The organism is Nonomuraea sp. NPDC049152, from assembly GCF_040648355.1.
GTDB lineage: Bacteria > Actinomycetota > Actinomycetes > Streptosporangiales > Streptosporangiaceae > Nonomuraea.
Map to the genome: position 1 here is coordinate 312469 of NZ_JBEZDO010000003.1, position 16424 is coordinate 328892.

A 16424-nucleotide genomic window follows, 5' to 3' on the forward strand; every position below is an offset into this window, starting at 1 on the left:
CCCACTCTAGGAGGCGCGACCGACACTTCCGCTCGCCGCCAGCGCCCGGAAGGCGGCCGCGCCTTCACGCTCCAGCCACGTCGCGAAATCCATCAGATCCGGATGGAGTCTCCTGAGCATGGGCACATCGGCCGCCCACCCCGCGAAGGACCCGGTGCGCTCGGCCTCGTAGCCGGTGCCGAGCCGTTCGAGCGCCTCGGCGGGCAGTGGATCGGTCGAGATCGGCACGCCCGCCACCTCGCCGATCGCCGCCGCCAGGCTGTCGCGCGCCAGCTCGTCGCCCGCCAGCTCGATCTCCCTGCCCACGTAGGTGTCGGGGTCGCCGAAGGCGAGCCCGGCGAACGCGCCGATGTCGGCGACGGCGATCAGCTGCACCGTCATCTTCGGCGGGATCACCCTGACCAGCGCGGTCTCGCCGAAGACGCCGAAGCGCGCGTCGAGGTGGTTCGACATGAACTGCACGGGCCGCAGGATCGTGTACGGCACGCCGCTCGCCCTGATGTGCCGCTCGATCTCCAGCTTGGGCGCCCACTGCGTGACGAGCGGGGGGCGATGGAGCGCGCCGACCGAGGTGTAGACGAGGTGTTTCACGCCCGCCTCGCGAGCGGCGTCGGTCACGTTGACGCCGAGCCGTACCTCCTCGTGGTCGAAGTCGGTCGAGCCCGCGGTGGGCTGGACGCTGAAGACGCCGTAGGCGCCCTCGGCGGCCGCCTCCAGCGCCGCCCTGTCGCCCATGTCGCCCTTGACGAGCTCGGCGCCCGCGGCCTCGAGCTGCCGCGCGCCCGCCGCCGAGGGGTCGCGCACGAGCGCCCGCACCCGCCAGCCGTCGGCCAGCAGCCGGTGGGCGGTCGCGCCGCCCTGCTTTCCCGTCGCGCCTGTGACCAGCACGATCCGTGTCATCTGCGTCTCCCGTGACTAGGATTTGGAGCAGTGCTCCGATAATAGGCGGAGCACTGCTCCGATTGTCAATGGGGAGGACGCATGGCCGACATGGCCCGCGCCGACGCGCGGCGCAACTACGAGCAGCTGCTGGCCGTGGCCAGAGAGGTGTTCGCCGAGCAGGGTACGGACGCCTCTCTGCGCGAGGTCGCCCGCCGCGCCGGCGTGGGCATCGGCACCCTTTACCGGCATTTCCCCACGCGGGAGGCGCTGCTGGAGGCGCTGACCCGGGCGGGCTTCGAGGCCATGCGCGAGCACGCCGACGAGCTGCTGACCGCCGCCTCGCCCCGTCAGGCCCTGCTCGACTGGCTGCGCGTGTTCGCCGCGCGCTCGACCACCTACCGGGGGCTGCCCGAGTCCGTGATGGCCGCGCTACGCCAGGAGGGCTCGGAGCTGCACGCCTCCTGTGAGGCCATGCGCACGGCAGGCGGCAGGCTGCTCGCGCGGGCGCAGGAGGCGGGAGAGGCGCGCCCCGAGGTCACCGGCGCCGAGCTGCTGGCCCTCGCCGCCGGCATCGCATGGGCGGTCGAGCAGTCGCCAGGCCGCGACGACCTCATGGACCGCCTGCTGGCCCTCGCCTCCCACGGATTCCTCCCATGACGGCGCCCACGCGGCTCATCGTCCTGCGCGGCAACTCGGGCTCGGGCAAGACGCCCACCGCCCGCGCGCTCCGCTGCTGAGGGACTGGTACGCCGAGCGGGACCTGCTGCCCCGCCCGGTCGAGAGGGTGATCGGACAGGACAGCTCGATCGACGACACCGTCGGGTTGTTGATGGCCGCGCTGCTCTCCTGAACCGCGCTGCCCGGCGGCTCAGGACTGACGTGCGCGCTCCAGCGCCGCGTCCGTCGCCGCCACGGCGCCCACGACCAGCGTGGCAACGACGCCCAGCGCCAGCGGCGGCATCAGCGAGGGCGCGAGGATCACGAGCACCCCCACCGCGACCAGCACCGCGATCCCGATGACCCGGTTCATGGACAGGTCGCCGAACACGGCTCGCTTGAACAGCGCGTGCCCTGCCAGGAACAGCACAGGGCCGCCGAGCACGGTCAGCGCGGTGCCCAGCGAGATCGCCCCGGTCGGATGCGCGATCGCCAGCTCGTCGCCCACCGCGGTGATGATGATCCCCATGACCATGGGGATGTGGATGTAGGTGTAGGCCGACCTGCCCAGCTGTGCGGGGTCGTCCGACTCGGCGATGGCCTCGGCCGCGGCCTCCGCCGTACGGTCGAAGTAGACCCACCACATCGCCACGCTGCCGAGGAAGGCGATCACGAACGCGGCCACCGTGGCCGTGGTCAGGTGGTCGTTGTCGGCCAGGGTCAGCCCGGTGACCAGCACGGACTCGCCGAGTGCGATGATCACGAAGAGCTGGCAGCGCTCGGCCATGTGCGCGCCGTCGATCGTCCAGTCGGTGGTCGACACCTTGCCGAGGTACGGCGTGCGGTAGCCGGCCCACGGCCCGCCGTACTCCACCAGCAGCGCGACGATCCACAGCACCACCTGGGCCGCGCCGCCGAGGACGGCGCCGGTGATCCACAGTGCCGCGCTGACGACGTGCCAGACGAGGATCAACCGGAAGGTGTACCCGATCGGGAAGGTCCGCGTCGCGAGGGCCACCGCCAGCGCGCGCCCGACCTGGATGGCGACGTACGCGCCCGCGAACCACAGCGCCCGCTCGCCGAACGCCTGGGGCAGCGCCGCCGACATGACCAGGCCCGCGAGCATCATCCCTGTCAGCGTCAGCCGCAGCACAGGATGGTCGGGATTGCCCAGGTTGGTGGTCCACGTGGCGTACATCCAGGCCCACCACACCGCCAGCGTGAGCAGCAGCGTCTGCGCGGCTCCCGCGAGGTCGAAATGGGCGAGCAGCAGGTGGGAGAGCTGCGTGATCGCGAACACGTAGACGAGGTCGAAGAAGAGCTCGATCGGCACGACCTTGGCGGTCTCACCGCGAGCTCGAAGAATCTCCGCTGCCATTGGCTTCCTTCCCCGTGTGCCCGCGAACCCGTGGACCCGCGCGGACCCTGCGTACCGATTCGTCATAGTAGGGCCCGTCACACCCCGGCGATCACGTCTGCTCGTGCCGGTTCGGGAGAATCGCCCGCATGATCACGGAGATGGCCTGTTCCGCACAGGCCTGCCCGCCCCGCCGGCAGGAGGGCTGCGGGCAGGTCGGGCCGGTGGTGTCCTCAGTGCCGTCGGCGTAGCCGGTCCAGGAACCGCCGCGCCTTCGCCTGGTTCTGAGGGTCGTTGGCCATGCGCTTGGCCTTCTCGATCGTCTGCTTGCCTTGCGGGCTGCGCAGGTACGCGCGCACCCGATCCATGAGCGTCGCCATGCGCGTCCCCTACCCCGCACGGGGCCACATTCGCACGGCTCTGCCTACGTAGAGTGTCCTGCGATGTGGAACACGACGACTTTTCAGCGTGACGGCGTGCGTCTGGTCTGCCGCGACAGCGGAGGGTCAGGGCCCGCCGTCCTGCTGCTTCACGGCCTGGCCGGGCAGTCCCACGAGTGGGACCCGCTCAGCGAGCAGCTCGGCGACCGCTACCGGCTTCTGGCGCTCGACCAGCGCGGCCATGGCGCCAGCGAGTGGCATCCCTGCGACACCTCCAGGGCCGCGTTCGTCGCCGACGTCGTCACCGTGATCCGTGAGCTCGCGGTCGCGCCGGTGATCCTCGCCGGACAGTCACTCGGCGGGGTCACCGCGATCCAGACCGCCGCCGCGCATCCCGACCTCGTCCAGGCCCTCTTGCTGGTCGAAGCGGGCCCTGCGCCTGGCGACACCGACCTGCCCGGCCACATCGACGGCTGGCTCCGCTCCTGGCCGGTCCCCTTCGCCACCCGCCGGGACGCCGAGCGGTTCTTCGGCGACGGGCCGGTCGGCGAGGGCTGGGCCTCCGGGCTGATCTCCTCGGCTGACGGCCTGCGCCCGTCGTTCGACCGCCGGGTCGTCGTCGACGTCATCGCCGATCACTCGAGTCGGTCGAACTGGGATGACTGGACCCGGATCAGCTGTCCCACGACCGTCGTCCTCGGTGAGCAGGGCATCCTTCCGGCCGAGGAGGTGGCGGAGATGCGACGCCTCCGCCCCGACGCCCGCTTCGTCACGGTGCCGAATGCGGGGCACGACCTGCACCTGGACTCCCCCGCCGAAGTGGCGGGGGAACTTCAGCGCCTGTGCGGCAGATCTCCCTCCGACCACCCGGAGCGGGCGCGGTCCTCGACGGCATGACATCTCCATGGGTTCCAGGAGAGCCTGACCCGGGGTCGGTGAGGTCGCACGGTCAGCCCAGCAGCTCGGCCAGAGCCGCGCGGTCGCTGACGCCGGTCTTCTCGTAGACCGCGTAGAGGGTGTTGGCGACGGTCCTGATCGATACCACGAGCCGGGCCGCGATCTCCCTGTTGGTCAGGCCCTGGGCGGCGAGCAGGGCCATCTCGCGCTGGCGAGGGGTCAGGTCGGGCACGTCGAGATCGAGCAGTGCGGGGGTGCGGGCGCCCTGGCAGCGGCGTGACAGCGCCCACGCCCTGGTCTCGGCGGCCCTGGCCGAGCGGGTCAGTCCCTCGTGGCGGTAGCGGCGGGCCGCGTGGGCGGCCGCCTCGGCGGCGTGGACGATCAGGCCCAGGCGCTCGAAGTCGCGGGAGACCGCGTCGAGTTCGGGTCCTGTGCGGGCGGCGGCGTGCTCGGCGAACAGCGCGACCAGCGGGCCCTCGCCCGTCAGGCGGGCGGTGACCGAGGTCGCCGCCGACGGGCCCTCGCCGGTCACGCGGGCGGCGTTCGGCGCCGGTCGGCCGAGCCGTACGACGTCGTGGAGGAGGAACGGAACCTGGGCGGGCAGCGCCCGCTCGGCCGCGGCGAGCGCGGTCGCGACGGCTCCCGGGATGTCGCCGCGAGCGGCCAGCGTCCACACCTTGGCCTGCTCGAGCGGGATGACGACGGCGGGGCCGAGCGGCAGCCCGGTGCGCCCGGCCAGCTCGATCGCCTCCTCGGCCGCGGCGACCTCGCCCAGCAGCGCGTGCGCGTGTGCCAGCTCGCCCAGGCACAGTCCCGCCCACACGCTGCGCTCGGGCAGATGGGCGATCGCCTCCCTGCACGACCCCAGCGCGTCGGTGACCCGGCCGCGCAGCCTGAGCGCCTGCGCCTTGCGGGCGCCGAAGTAGACGAGCGCCCTGGCCCACGAGCCGAACTCGCCGTCGAGGCCACGCCCCTGCTCGGCGTGGCGTTCGGCGGCGGACAGATCGCCCAGGAAGAGCGCGGCCTCCGAGGCGGCCTCCAGGACCGCCGCCCTGAGGCTCGGCAGCGCGTTCGGCGCGCGGTCGAGCGCCGCCTCGGTGCGGGCGACCGTCTCCAGGCACTCGGTCGCCCTGCCCTCAGCGGCGAGGATGACGGCCTCGGTCGTGCCGAACGCCCGCACGTTGCGCGGATGCGTGGAGGGCCCCATCTCGGCCGCGGCCCGCAGCGACGCCCTCGCCGCCCCCAGATCGCCGGCGAACACCTCCAGCGAGGACCTGGTGCTGCGGACGCCCTGCCGCGCGTGAACGTCGGTGACCGAGCGCTCGGCCGCCGTCATCAGCTCCAGCGCCTCCTCGACCCTGCCCAGGCCCCAGAACAGGTTGAACGCCCTGGTGACCGCGCAGTCGATGCGGGAGTAGTCGTCCGGCGCCAGCGCGGAGGCGGCGGCCAGCACCTGCTCCGACTCGGCGTAGCGGTCGGCGTAGAACAGGATGCCGCCCAGCGCGAGCCTGGCCCGGAAGCCGTCGCCCGCCGCGCGGGCCAGGCGCTCGGCCAGCTCCAGGTCGCGGACCATCCTGGCCATGTCGCAGGCGGCGAGCAGCAGCTCGGGATCACTGCTGGCGCCGCTGTCGAGCCGCCACACGGCCACCCGCAGCACGTCCTCGCGGCGGCGCAGGTCCGTCCCCGCCACCGCGTCGGCCAGCTTGCGCAGGAGCTTGCGGGCGCGCAGGGTGCCGCAGCCGCGCCTGATGACCTCGCCGTAGAGCGGGTGGCCGATCCGCACCTGCAGACGGCGACCCTCCAGGTCGACCGTCACCAGCTGGCGGTCCTCCAGACGCTCGACCGCGGCGGCGGGGGCGAGCGTGGTCAGCAGGTCGGCGCCGAGAGGCTCGCCGTACGCCAGGAGTTCCAGGACCTCGCGCTCGTCGGGCGTCAGCTCGCCGATACGGCCCGCGATCGTGTCGCGCAACGACGGTGTGATCTCCAGCTGACCCCGCCATCGCCACACGCCCCCGTTGTCGGCGGGCATCCATGCCAGCACCAGTTCGCGCAGGTAGAGGGCGTTGCCGCGGCTCGCCTGCCACAGTCGCGTCACCGTTCCCTGCTCCACCCTGCCGCCCAGCGCCCGTTCGAGGACTCGGCCGGTCTCCTCCAGCGTCAGCGGCGCCAGTTCCATGCGCGGCAGGAGGTCGTCCTTCCACAGCGCCTGCACCGCGTCGGGCGCGGGCGTCTCCGTGCGTAAGGTCGCGATCACCCGGGTACGGCCCCGCGCCACCAGATGATGGACGAGCGCGGCGGAGGCGGCGTCGAGCAGGTGCGCGTCGTCCACCACCAGGACGGGCGCGCGCACGGCGTCGGCCGCCCAGCCGAGCGGGTTGCCCACGGGCGGGGCGGAGGGCAGCAGCGGCCCGAAGGCGCCCAGCGGCAGTTCGGCGGCCGCGGCCGTGGCCCGCACCCACGCCACGCCATCGAGATCTCGTACGGCGTGCGCCACCAGGCGGCTCTTGCCCACCCCCGGGGCGCCCACGACGACCAGACCGGCTACCGCGGACCTGATCTCGGTCAACTCCGCCGTCCGGCCTGCGAAGGGCCACGCGCGTGCCACGCTGGAAGCGTATTTGAGTAGCCCTTACTCATGCGAGGCGATTGCTGGAGGGAGCAGGGTCGGGGCATGGACATGAGGGACCTGGTACGGCGGAGCCTCGACGACCCGCACGCCGAGATCGCCGAGCAGCGCAGCGAGCCCGTGGCCACGCACGGGTTCGGCGCGCTGTCCACCACCTCGCTGCGCAGGCTCCACGGCACCACGACGGCAGGCGTGCCGTGGGCGTTCTTCGTCAAGTCGATCGAGTCGCCGGAACGCCGTCCAGAAATCGGGGACAGGGCGGCGAACTTCCCGTGGAGGGCCGACCTCGACATCTACCTGGCGGGCCTCGAGCTGCCGGAGGGCATGCGCCTGCCCCGCCTGCACCACGTGGAGGACCTGGGCGAGGACCGCTACGTGATGTGGCTGGAGGACGTGCGGACCGCCGACGCGGCGTGGGACCTCGACAGGTACAGGTCCGCCGCCAGGCTGCTGGGGGAGCTGGCGGCCATGCACCCGGCGACGGGGCCGAACGAGGGCCTGCGACACTTCCTCGGCGGGCCCGTCGAGCACCTGTTCCTGCCCGCGCTGCGCGACCCCGACCTCTGGCGGCATCCGCTCGTCGCCGCGCACGCCGACCCGCTGCTGCGCTCGGACCTGCTGGCGCTCGCCGGGCGGATCGAGGCGCTGGTCGAGATGGTCGCCGAGCTGCCGCACACGCTCTCGCACGGCGACGCGTGCCCTGCCAACCTGCTCGTCCCCGCCGACGGCTCCGCGCGGTTCGTGGCGATCGACTGGAGCTGGCCATGGGCGACCTGCGCGGGCTTCGACCTGGGACAGCTCCTGGTCGGCAGGGCGCACACGGGGGAGCTCTCGCCAGGGGAGCTGCCGGCCGTCCACGAGGCGATCGAGTCGGCCTACGTCGAGGGGTCGGGCTTCTCCGCCGACGAGGTGGCGCTCGGTCACGCGGCCACGCTGGTGCTGTGCGGCGCGTGGACGGCCCTGCCGCTCGAGCGTCTCGGTGACGAGCCGACGCCGGAGCTGCACGAGCTGTTCCACCGGCGGGCGGGGCTCGCCAGGTTCGTCGCGGACGTCGGTCGCGGGCTCTGACGTGGGCGGATTCACGGGTATGGGCGGTCCATGATCTGGGGCTCCCTTTCGGTGATATACAGGTGCCCTCTCTAGGGAGCTAACGGGGGAAATGGGGCATCGTGGTCGAGATAAGACCGCTCAATCCTGAGGATCCAGCGGCGGTCGGGGGACACCGCATCCTCGGGAGACTGGGCGAGGGTGGTCAGGGCATCGTCTTCCTGGGCGAGGGGCCAGGCGGGCAGCGGGTCGCCGTCAAAATCCTGCAGGGTTACCTGACCGCCAACGCGGAGGCGCGCGAGCGGTTCGTCCGCGAGGTGCGGATCGCCACCAGCGTGGCCAGATTCTGCACGGCCCAGATCCTGGCGACGGGTGTGGTGGGCGACAGCCCCTACATCGTCAGCGAGTACGTTCCAGGGCCCTCGCTCGAGGAGTCGGTGCGGGAGGCGGGGCCCCGTACGGGGGCGGCGCTCGAACGGCTGGCGCTCAATACCGCAATGGCGCTGGCTGCCATCCACCGGGCGGGCGTGCTGCACCGCGACTTCAAGCCCGCCAACATCCTGCTGGGGCCCGACGGTCCCGTGGTGATCGACTTCGGCATCGCCAGGGCGCTGGACGGCGGGCTGGCGGGGATGACGCACCAGGGGCAGTTCTTCGGCACGCCCAGGTACATGGCGCCCGAGCAGTTCGCCGAGGCTCCGGTCGGGCCGCCCGCGGACGTGTTCGCCTGGGCGATGACGATGGTGTTCGCGGCGAACGGGCGGCCCGCGTTCATCACCGAGACCCTGCCGGGGCTGCTGCACTCGATCATGAACGAGGAGCCGGACCTCGGGGTGCTCGCCGGGGGGCTGCGCGACCTGGTATCCCTCTGCCTGGCCAAGGATCCCGCGCGCAGGCCGTCGGCCGAGCAACTCGTGGCCCAGCTGAGCGGGGCCCACACCCCGGTGCCGCCCGCCCCGCAGCCCTTACCGCGGCAGGCCCCGCCCGCGCCCCAGCCGCCGCCGTTCCTCCAGCAGCCACCCCCGACGGCTCCCCAGCAGCCACCCCAGAGCCTCCACCAGCCAGCCCCGGCCTCCCACCACACGTCGCCAGGGCCCCAGCACCCGATTCCAGGGGGCCGGCACACGTCACCGGGGGTTCAGCACCCGGCACCAGGACCCCAGCACCCGATCCCAGGCCAGCACACCTCGCCAGGGGTTCAGCACCCGATCCCAGGGCCCCAGCACACCTCGCCAGGGGTTCAGCATCCGGTCCCAGGGCCCCAGCACGCGCTCCCGGCCGTGCCGCAGACCGCGCCCGAAGTCCAGCAGGAGCCGCCGATCCCGCTCCAGGTGGCGACCATCCCATCGCAGGCGCCCCCGCCCGGCGCGCCGGGCCAGGAGAGCGGGCCGAAGGGGAACAGGCGGCTGCTCGCCGTGCTGGCAGGAGCCACGGTCGTCGTGCTCGGCGCGGTGACGGCCGCGGTGCTGCTCAGCAGGGGTGGCACCACACCGGAGGCGGCCGCGAAGGCGCAGGCCGATCCTCAGCCGAGCACCCTCCCGGTGGTCGTCCCCTCGGACCGCGACGCGTGGTCCACCCCGCTGCCGACGCCGAAACCGAAGGCGAAGAAGACCCGATCGCCGACCCCCTCGCCGACCACCACCGTCTCCACGCCGCCGGTCAGGCACACACGGCTCACCGAGCGCAACCTCCTGGCGAACGGCGCGTTCAACGGCGCCGACCTGGCGCCCTGGTACCTCAGAGGCACGGTCAAGCAGGCCACGAGCGGCCAGCGCAGCGGCTGGGGCGCGCTCTGGCTGACCGCCACGCCCGGAATGGACGCCGCCGCCGAGCAGGTGACCAGGCTGCGCCCGAACACCAAGTACACGCTGAGCGGCTGGGTCCGCTCCGACGGCAAGAGGACCGTGCTGGGCGTCAAGACCGCCGACCCTCACAGGGGCGGATGGAGGGCGCACCGAGGAAAGAAGTACGGGTACTACTCGATGACCTTCACCACCGGCAAGGACATGACGAAGGCGTCGATCTTCTGCTGGCGGAAGGACACGGGCCAGGGCTACTGCGACGACGTCAGCCTCCGCGCCTGGCAATGAGCCCCTCGAGCAGCCCTTTGACCGCCGTAGCCTCGTGGAGGTCGCCGTCGAACGGGCCGAGCAGGACGGGCCCGTCGTCGGCGCTGTCGGGCAGCCGCCCGTGGCTGCCCCGCACCGGCGACGGGTCCAGGGGAACGACCGACATCGTGTAGCGCATGCCGAGCTTCTTGCGGGCCAGCGCCAGCCCCGCGCGAACCTTGACGAACGGGTCGGCTGGATCCATGAACAGCTCGGCGGGGTCGTAGCCGGGCTTGCGGTGGATCTCGACGAGCCTGGCGAAGTCGGGGGCGCGGGCGTCGTCCAGCCAGTAGTAGTAGGTGAACCACGCGTCGGGCTCGGCGACCGCGACGAGCTCGCCCGACCGTTCGTGGTCGAGGCCGTACTTCGCCTTGCCGACGCCGTCGAGCACCTCGTCGACGCCGGGCAGCTCGGCCACGACCGAACGTGCTCTCGGCAGGTCGGCGGGGTCGCGGACGTAGACGTGGGCGAGCTGGTGGTCGGCGACGGCGAAGGCCCGCGAGGTCCACGGGTCCAGGTACTCCATCCCGGCCTGCGTGTACACCTCGAGGAGCCCGGCCGAGCGCAGCGCCCTGTTGATGTCGACGGGCCTGGCGGCGGGGGTGATGCCGTACTCCGACAGCACGACGACCGTGGCGTCCTCGGCCAGCAGGGGAGCGAGGGCGGCGTCGACGGCTCGGGCCGCGGCGACGGCCTCGGGCCCGTCGGGGCCGTACCGCTGCAGGTCGTAGTCGAGGTGCGGGACGTAGACCATCAGCAGGTCAGGCCGGTGGGCGTGGAGGATGTGGACGGAGGCGCCGACGATCCACTCGGTGGAGGCGATGCCCGCCCCCGGCCCCCAGTAGCTGAACAGCGGGAACGGCGGCAGCTCGTCGTGCAGGGAAGGCGGCCTGGTGTAGCAGTCGGGCGACTTGCGGCCGTCCGCGTGGTAGATCGGGCGCGGAGTGATGAGCAGGTCGGAGGCGGCGCCCATGGCGTACCACCAGCACACGTTGGCGGTGCGCAGGCCGGGCGTCGAGTCCCAGAGCTGGCCGCCCTGGATGAGCGCGTTGTGCTGGCGCCACAGGAAGATCTCGCCGAGGTCCCTGAAGTACCAGCCGTTGCCCACGATCCCGTGCTCGCGCGGCGGCGCGCCGGTGAGCAGGGTGGCCTGCATGGAGCAGGTGACGGCGGGCAGCACAGGCCGCAGCGCCGCCGCCGCGCCGACCTTCGCCACCCCGGGCATGAGCGCGAGCAGGCGCGGGGTCAGCCCGACCACGTTGATCACGACGATCGGCGCCATCACAGCTCCTTCAGTCCGAGTACGGCGAGCTCGCGCCGCATCCAGTCGAGTTCGGCCGCGATCCCGCCGATGACATCGGGCTCACGCAGCACGCTCCAGGTGTAGGTCTCGACCTCGATGTGCCTGGTCAGCGGCGGGGCCAGCACCGCCCGCAGCAGCTCGCCGAGATACCCGGCCGTGGTGGTCAGCGGCGCGGGAGGGGCGGCGTGCAGCGGCATGTGGAAGTGGGTCCGCCACCTCTCCCCGTACGGCAGCCGCTCCAGCGCCTCGTCCAGGTCGTCGGCGTATCCCGACGCGCACCGCGTCTGGTGCAGGAAACGCGCCTCGTCGTAGGCCTCGAGCGCCCGCTGCGCCCCTGGCGGCGTCTCCAGCGCGCACGACGCCTGGAGCTTGACGATCGGCAGGTCGCCGAAGTCGAGGCCCTCGAAGCCGACCGCCAGGTGGCAGGCGTCCAGGCAGACGCCGAGGAGCTCGTCGCGCGGCAGCAGCGCGGCGGCCTGGGCGGTGGTCTCGATGACGCAGCCAGGCTCAGGTTCGAAGGCGACCCTGATGGTCCTGCCCGTCCGGGACCTGACCTCGCGCAGTCCCTCGACCAGGGGCTCCAGCAGGGCGGTCGGCGCGCCCTCAGTGCGCCAGGCGAGCGGCAGGGTCGAGATCGAGCCCTCCGTCACGTCGTCCGGCAGCAGGGCCGCCAGGATCGCGGCCAGGTCGAGGGTGTAGCGCAGGCGTTCGGGCGAGGACCAGTCGGGGGAGTAGACCCGGTGCTTCACGACCTCCTGCTGGAAGCCCCGGTAGGGGAAGCCGTTCAGCGTGACGACCTCCAGGCCGTGGGAGTCGAGCGCGGCGCGCAGCCGTACCAGCTCCTCGGGGTCGTCGAGCAGCGTGCGGGCGGCGCCCGCGGGCAGCCACAGTCCGACGCCGAGCCGCGGCACCCCGAGCAGGGAGCGGACGCGGGCGCAGAAACCGGACAACTGGGAGTGGATGCCGGGCAGGTCCTCGGCGGGGTGGACGTTCGTGCAGTAGGCGAGGTGGACGGTCGAGCCGTCGGGGTGCAGGAACCGCATCAGCCACCCCGTTTGATCGTGTTGCCCGCGTAGTCGTCTCCCATGACCGGCGCTTCGGGATCGGCGCCGTAGAAGGCGGAAGGGTTGCGCCACAGCACCCTGTCGACGTCGTCCTCGGTGTAACCGGCGGCGCGCATCGCGTCGCCCACGGCCCTGGTGCGCAGCGGGTCGCTGCGGCCCCAGTCGGCCGCCGAGTTCACCAGCATCCGCTCGGTGCCGTACTCCTGGAGGATCGCCACCATCCGCCCTGGGTCCATCTTGGTGTCGGGGTAGATCGAGAAGCCCATCCAGCAGCCGGAGTCGGCGACCATGCCCACCGTCACCTCGTTGAGGTGGTCGATCAGCACGCGCTCGGGCGGCAGGCCCCTGACGACGTCGAGCGTGCGCCTGGTGCCCTCGGCCTTGTCCCTGTGCGGGGTGTGCACGAGGACGGGCAGGTCGTGCTCGGCCGCCATGGCCAGCTGCGCCTCGAACGCCTTGTCCTCCGCGGGGGTCATCGAGTCGTAGCCGACCTCGCCGACCGCCACGACCGACTCCTTCAGCAGGTAGCGGGGCAGCTCGTCCAGCACGCCCGCGCAGCGGGGGTCGTTGGCCTCCTTGGGGTTGAGCGCGAGCGCGCACAGGTGGCGGATGCCGTGCTGCGCCGCACGGTACGGCTCCCAGCCCAGCAGCGCGTCGAAGTAGTCGAGGAAGCTGCCCACGTTCGTGCGCGGTTGCCCCAGCCAGAAGGCCGGTTCGACGACGGCCCGCACCCCGGCGTCGTGCATCCGCTCGTAGTCGTCGGTGGTCCTGGAGGTCATGTGGATGTGGGGGTCGAAGATGCGCATCAGATCCTCTCCAGCACGTCGGAGGGGACGGGCCTGCCCGCCGCCCTTCGTTCGTCGGCGTAGGCGGTCAGCATCCTGGCCAGCTCGGCGTCGAAGCGCTCGTCGAGCCCGGCGAGCCTGTCGAGCGGGATCGACATGAACACGCACTTCAGCACGCCCTGGCGGTAGGCGTGGTCGTCGAGCGTGCGCGCGCCGTAGGGGCCGAGGGCCGCGGTGACGAGCCTGGCGTCGTTGGTGCGCAGCGCGTCCTCCACCAGGGGCAGCGCCGCGTCGCCCAGGTCGAGCTCGGCCAGCGCGTCCAGGACGGCCAGGCGCTCGCCGGCGTCGCCGTTCCTGTACAGCGCCACGACCGTCGCGGCGTCGACGTGCCGGAGCAGGGCGCGCCTGGCGGAGGGCCCACCCCTGCGCGCCGCCACAGGGAACAGCCGGTGCACCGCGTCCTGGTCGTCCTTCACCCGGCGCACGGCCTCAGCCGTCCAGTCGCCCATGTGCCCTCCTCAGGAAGTCGATCGACCGGCGGGCCACCTCGGGCGCGGCGTGGCCGTGCCTGGCCAGCTCGACCGCCACCTGGCCGCGGTAGCCCGCGAGCGCGGCCATGACGGGCGGGAAGTCGATCTCGCCCGCCCCGAACTCCAGGTGCTCGTGCACCCCTCGGCGCATGTCCTCGATCTGCACGTGCGCCAGGTACGGCAGCGCCCGCCGCACGCACGCGGGCACGTCCTGCGGCTCCAGGCACCTGCAGTGCCCGATGTCGAGCGTGAGCCCGAAACGGGGATGGCCGCCGAGCAGGTGGCGCAGCCGCTCGTAGCCCTCTAGGTCCTCGACGAGCATTCCCGGCTCGGGCTCGAAGGCGAGCGTGACGCCCACCTCGTGGGCGTCGTCGAGCAGCCGCTCGCACCATCCCGCGAGCCTGGCCCACGACTCCTCCTCGGAGACGCCGTCGGGCCTGGCGCCGCTCCACAGGTGCACGACGGGCGCGCCGAGGTCGGCGGCCACCCGCATGGCCCTGCGCAGGTAGTCGGCCCTGCGCCACGCCTCGTCGCCGAGCAGCGTCGGGTGGTGCTTGCGCCGCGGGTCGAGCGTGTAGCGGCCGCCTGTCTCGACGACCGCGGTCATGCCGAGCTCGCCGAGCAGCTTGGCGGTCGCGGCGACCTCACGGGCCAGGCCGGGGGCGTAGGGGTCGAGGTGGCCGTGGTCGAGGGTGATCGCGGCCCCCGTGTAGCCGAGGTCGGCCAGGACGGCCAGCGCCTCGGGCAGCCGGTGGTCGCGGAAGCCGTTGGTGCAGTAGGACCAGTTCACGAGGTCGCCACCATTCTGGACAGCCATCCGCCGAAGGGGGCGGCCGCAAGGAGCGCCACCGACTGGGCGGGTCGGCCGTGGCCGGCGACGGCGGCGGCCTGCAGGGGGATGAGGGCCATGATGCTCAGCCGTACGGCCTGCCGTACGTGCTCTGGGTCGGGGTTCGAGCGCAGCCCCGCCCGGGCGCGGGCGACCGTGGCGACGTAGCCGGCCAGGGGTGCGCCGGGGCAGGTCCAGGCGACGAGCGCGGCGGCGGTGGCGCAGGAGGCGAGCGCGCCCCTGACGGTCGAGGGCGTGGCGCCCTTCACCTCGGCGCGGCCGAGGACGCTGATGCCGTAGGTGTGGGCGCCGATGGCGAGCGCGGTGGGAACGGCCCTGGCCGCGCCGCCCGCGCCGAGCATGACGTCGAGCGCCCTGCACGCGGCCATGGCGGCAGGGCCCGACGGCGTGCGCTTGAGGCCCAGGTCGTAGGCCCACACCGCGCCCGCGAGCAGGCCCGCCAGGCCGAGCCCTCGCCTGCCGTCCGCGACGAACGCGGTGAGCAGGCCCGCGCCCGTGCAGCCGGCCGCCGTGGCCAGCGCCGTCGCCGGGCTGATCCTGCCGGAGGGGATGGGCCGTTCGGGACGGTCGAGCGCGTCCTGGTGGCGGTCCGACCAGTCGTTGAGCGCCATGCCCGCCCAGTAGAGCAACGTCGAGGCCAGGGCGGGCCAGGGGCGAGCGGGCAGGCCCGCGGCCGCCGCGCCCGCCATCGTGTCGCCCGGCACCGACAGCGCGGCGGGCGCTCTGATCAACTCAAGCAGCGCCCTCATGCGAGAGATTCCGCGAACGCCCGCAGCCTGTCGTACTGGGCGGGCAGCGCGTGCTCGTCGCTGCCGAGGGGGTCCTTGAAGAAGTAGCCGAGCTCGGCGAGCACGCCGTGCCTGCCCCGCTCGTGGGCGCGAGCCACGAGCCTGGCCAGGTCGAGCACCAGGGGCGCGGCGAGCGCGGAGTCACACCCCTGCCAGGTGAACTGCATGGTCATCCGCACGCCCATGAACCCCTCGAACGTGACGTGGTCCCACGCGGTCTTCCACTCGCCGAGGTCGGCGACGAAGTCGATGTGCGTGCGTCCCTCGACCTGGCCGCCGAGGACGCCCTCCACCGCCCTGTCCTTCGAGACCTCCTTGCTCCGCCTGGCCGCCGGGTCGGCCAGGGTGGCGCCGTCGCCGCCGCCCAGCAGGTTCAGGCCCGACCACGAGCGCACCGCCAGCCCACGCCCCTCGAACATCGGCGCGAGCGCGCTCTTCACCAGCGTCTCGCCGGTCTTGCCGTCACGTCCCGCGTACGGCAGGCGCTCGGCGGCGGCGAGCTCGGCCAGCGCGGGCAGCACGGGCCCGGTCGAGGGGGTGAACGCGACGTAGCCGCAGCCCGCGCGGAAGGCCGCGTAGGCGTACAGCGAGCTGGCAGGCAGAACCGTCTCCCCGGTCGCCATGGCCGCCTCCAGCGTCGCGAGGTCGGCGAACTCGGGCCGCCACGGCACGGGCGGCTCCGTCGAGGAGAGGTCGACGACCACGACCCTCGACAGCTCCTTCCTCTCGCGGAAGTCGGTCAGGTCACGGACGAGTCCGGCGGCGGCCGCCTGATCGCCACCCTCGTGGGCGTGGCCGGGCCTGATCTCCGCCTCGGCCGCCTCGAGCTCTCCCGCCAGCAGTTCTGGGAGCGCAGGAGGGATCACCCCTGCCTCGCTCAGCCGTTCGGCCCGTTTCCGCAGGGAGATGGGGGCGATGTCATGACCGCCGAACACCAGGTCGGCGACGCCGGGTAAGCCGCACGGAGGCAGCCGTTCCGCCACGCAGCCCGTGGCGGGCAGCAGCCCCGACCTGATGGCGGCCGCCCCGACTATGACAGTGGTAGCGACCGAGCCTCTAGCGCCGATGAGCCATACACCAATAGCCATAGTCGGTATATAAGCCGGAGATCTTCTGAAGTAAACCCCTGACTTTTGCTTGACCATCGTCA

Annotated in this window: 15 protein-coding genes; 4 read left to right on the plus strand and 11 right to left on the minus strand. The window is 72.8% G+C overall.

The window, feature by feature from the left end:
• Positions 1-6: 6 nt before the first annotated feature.
• Complete coding sequence (locus tag AB0B45_RS08035) at positions 7-900, minus strand: NmrA/HSCARG family protein (protein ID WP_358127119.1); 894 nt, start codon at positions 898-900, stop codon at positions 7-9.
• Between the two features lie 81 nt (positions 901-981).
• Here AB0B45_RS08035 and AB0B45_RS08040 point away from each other — a divergent pair, with 81 nt between their 5' ends.
• The gene (locus AB0B45_RS08040; protein ID WP_358127122.1) at positions 982-1539 is read left to right on the plus strand and encodes a helix-turn-helix domain-containing protein; all 558 of its coding nucleotides are present in this window, start codon (positions 982-984) and stop codon (positions 1537-1539) included.
• Between the two features lie 211 nt (positions 1540-1750).
• Here the strand turns inward: AB0B45_RS08040 and AB0B45_RS08045 are convergent, their stop codons facing one another.
• Both AB0B45_RS08045 and AB0B45_RS08050 read right to left on the minus strand, forming a co-directional pair.
• Positions 1751-2917, minus strand: coding sequence for a low temperature requirement protein A (locus AB0B45_RS08045; protein ID WP_358127125.1), 1167 nt, complete (start codon positions 2915-2917; stop codon positions 1751-1753).
• A gap of 212 nt (positions 2918-3129) precedes the next feature.
• Positions 3130-3276 (minus strand): hypothetical protein, encoded by a 147-nt coding sequence (locus AB0B45_RS08050; protein WP_358127128.1) that lies wholly within the window; start codon positions 3274-3276, stop codon positions 3130-3132.
• Positions 3277-3372: 96 nt separating this feature from the next.
• Here AB0B45_RS08050 and AB0B45_RS08055 point away from each other — a divergent pair, with 96 nt between their 5' ends.
• Positions 3373-4173 (plus strand): alpha/beta hydrolase, encoded by an 801-nt coding sequence (locus AB0B45_RS08055; RefSeq protein WP_358127130.1) that lies wholly within the window; start codon positions 3373-3375, stop codon positions 4171-4173.
• Positions 4174-4225: 52 nt separating this feature from the next.
• Here the strand turns inward: AB0B45_RS08055 and AB0B45_RS08060 are convergent, their stop codons facing one another.
• A complete protein-coding gene (locus AB0B45_RS08060) occupies positions 4226-6778 on the minus strand; it encodes a LuxR C-terminal-related transcriptional regulator (protein WP_358127133.1) in 2553 nt (850 codons plus the stop codon).
• A 66-nt stretch (positions 6779-6844) separates the two neighbouring features.
• On the opposite strand from AB0B45_RS08060, the gene AB0B45_RS08065 reads away from it, so the two are divergent.
• Positions 6845-7867: a phosphotransferase gene (locus AB0B45_RS08065; protein ID WP_358127137.1), complete on the plus strand. Its 1023-nt coding sequence runs from the start codon at positions 6845-6847 to the stop codon at positions 7865-7867.
• Between the two features lie 101 nt (positions 7868-7968).
• A complete protein-coding gene (locus AB0B45_RS08070) occupies positions 7969-9936 on the plus strand; it encodes a protein kinase (RefSeq protein WP_358127140.1) in 1968 nt (655 codons plus the stop codon).
• Here the strand turns inward: AB0B45_RS08070 and AB0B45_RS08075 are convergent.
• Genes AB0B45_RS08075 through AB0B45_RS08105 form a run of 7 tightly spaced genes read right to left on the minus strand, consistent with a single transcriptional unit; the run spans position 9914 to position 16362 of the window.
• Positions 9914-11236: a nucleotide pyrophosphatase/phosphodiesterase family protein gene (locus tag AB0B45_RS08075; RefSeq protein WP_358127143.1), complete on the minus strand. Its 1323-nt coding sequence runs from the start codon at positions 11234-11236 to the stop codon at positions 9914-9916. The two genes, AB0B45_RS08070 and AB0B45_RS08075, sit on opposite strands and share 23 nt — an antisense overlap.
• Positions 11236-12300, minus strand: a complete 1065-nt coding sequence (gene eboE / locus AB0B45_RS08080; RefSeq protein WP_358127146.1) for a metabolite traffic protein EboE — start codon at positions 12298-12300, stop codon at positions 11236-11238. Before eboE ends, AB0B45_RS08075 begins: the two co-directional genes overlap by 1 nt.
• Complete coding sequence (locus AB0B45_RS08085) at positions 12300-13127, minus strand: TatD family hydrolase (RefSeq protein ID WP_358127149.1); 828 nt, start codon at positions 13125-13127, stop codon at positions 12300-12302. The genes eboE and AB0B45_RS08085 overlap by 1 nt, the downstream gene beginning before the upstream one ends.
• Complete coding sequence (locus AB0B45_RS08090; RefSeq protein WP_358127152.1) at positions 13127-13615, minus strand: EboA domain-containing protein; 489 nt, start codon at positions 13613-13615, stop codon at positions 13127-13129. The genes AB0B45_RS08085 and AB0B45_RS08090 overlap by 1 nt, the downstream gene beginning before the upstream one ends.
• The gene (locus AB0B45_RS08095) at positions 13596-14426 is read right to left on the minus strand and encodes a sugar phosphate isomerase/epimerase family protein (protein WP_358127155.1); all 831 of its coding nucleotides are present in this window, start codon (positions 14424-14426) and stop codon (positions 13596-13598) included. Before AB0B45_RS08095 ends, AB0B45_RS08090 begins: the two co-directional genes overlap by 20 nt.
• Positions 14423-15235: an SCO3242 family prenyltransferase gene (locus AB0B45_RS08100; RefSeq protein ID WP_358127158.1), complete on the minus strand. Its 813-nt coding sequence runs from the start codon at positions 15233-15235 to the stop codon at positions 14423-14425. Before AB0B45_RS08100 ends, AB0B45_RS08095 begins: the two co-directional genes overlap by 4 nt.
• Positions 15232-16362 carry an inositol-3-phosphate synthase gene (locus AB0B45_RS08105; RefSeq protein WP_358127161.1) on the minus strand — a complete coding sequence of 377 codons (1131 nt, stop codon included), beginning with the start codon at positions 16360-16362 and terminating at the stop codon, positions 15232-15234. Before AB0B45_RS08105 ends, AB0B45_RS08100 begins: the two co-directional genes overlap by 4 nt.
• Positions 16363-16424: the final 62 nt, after the last annotated feature.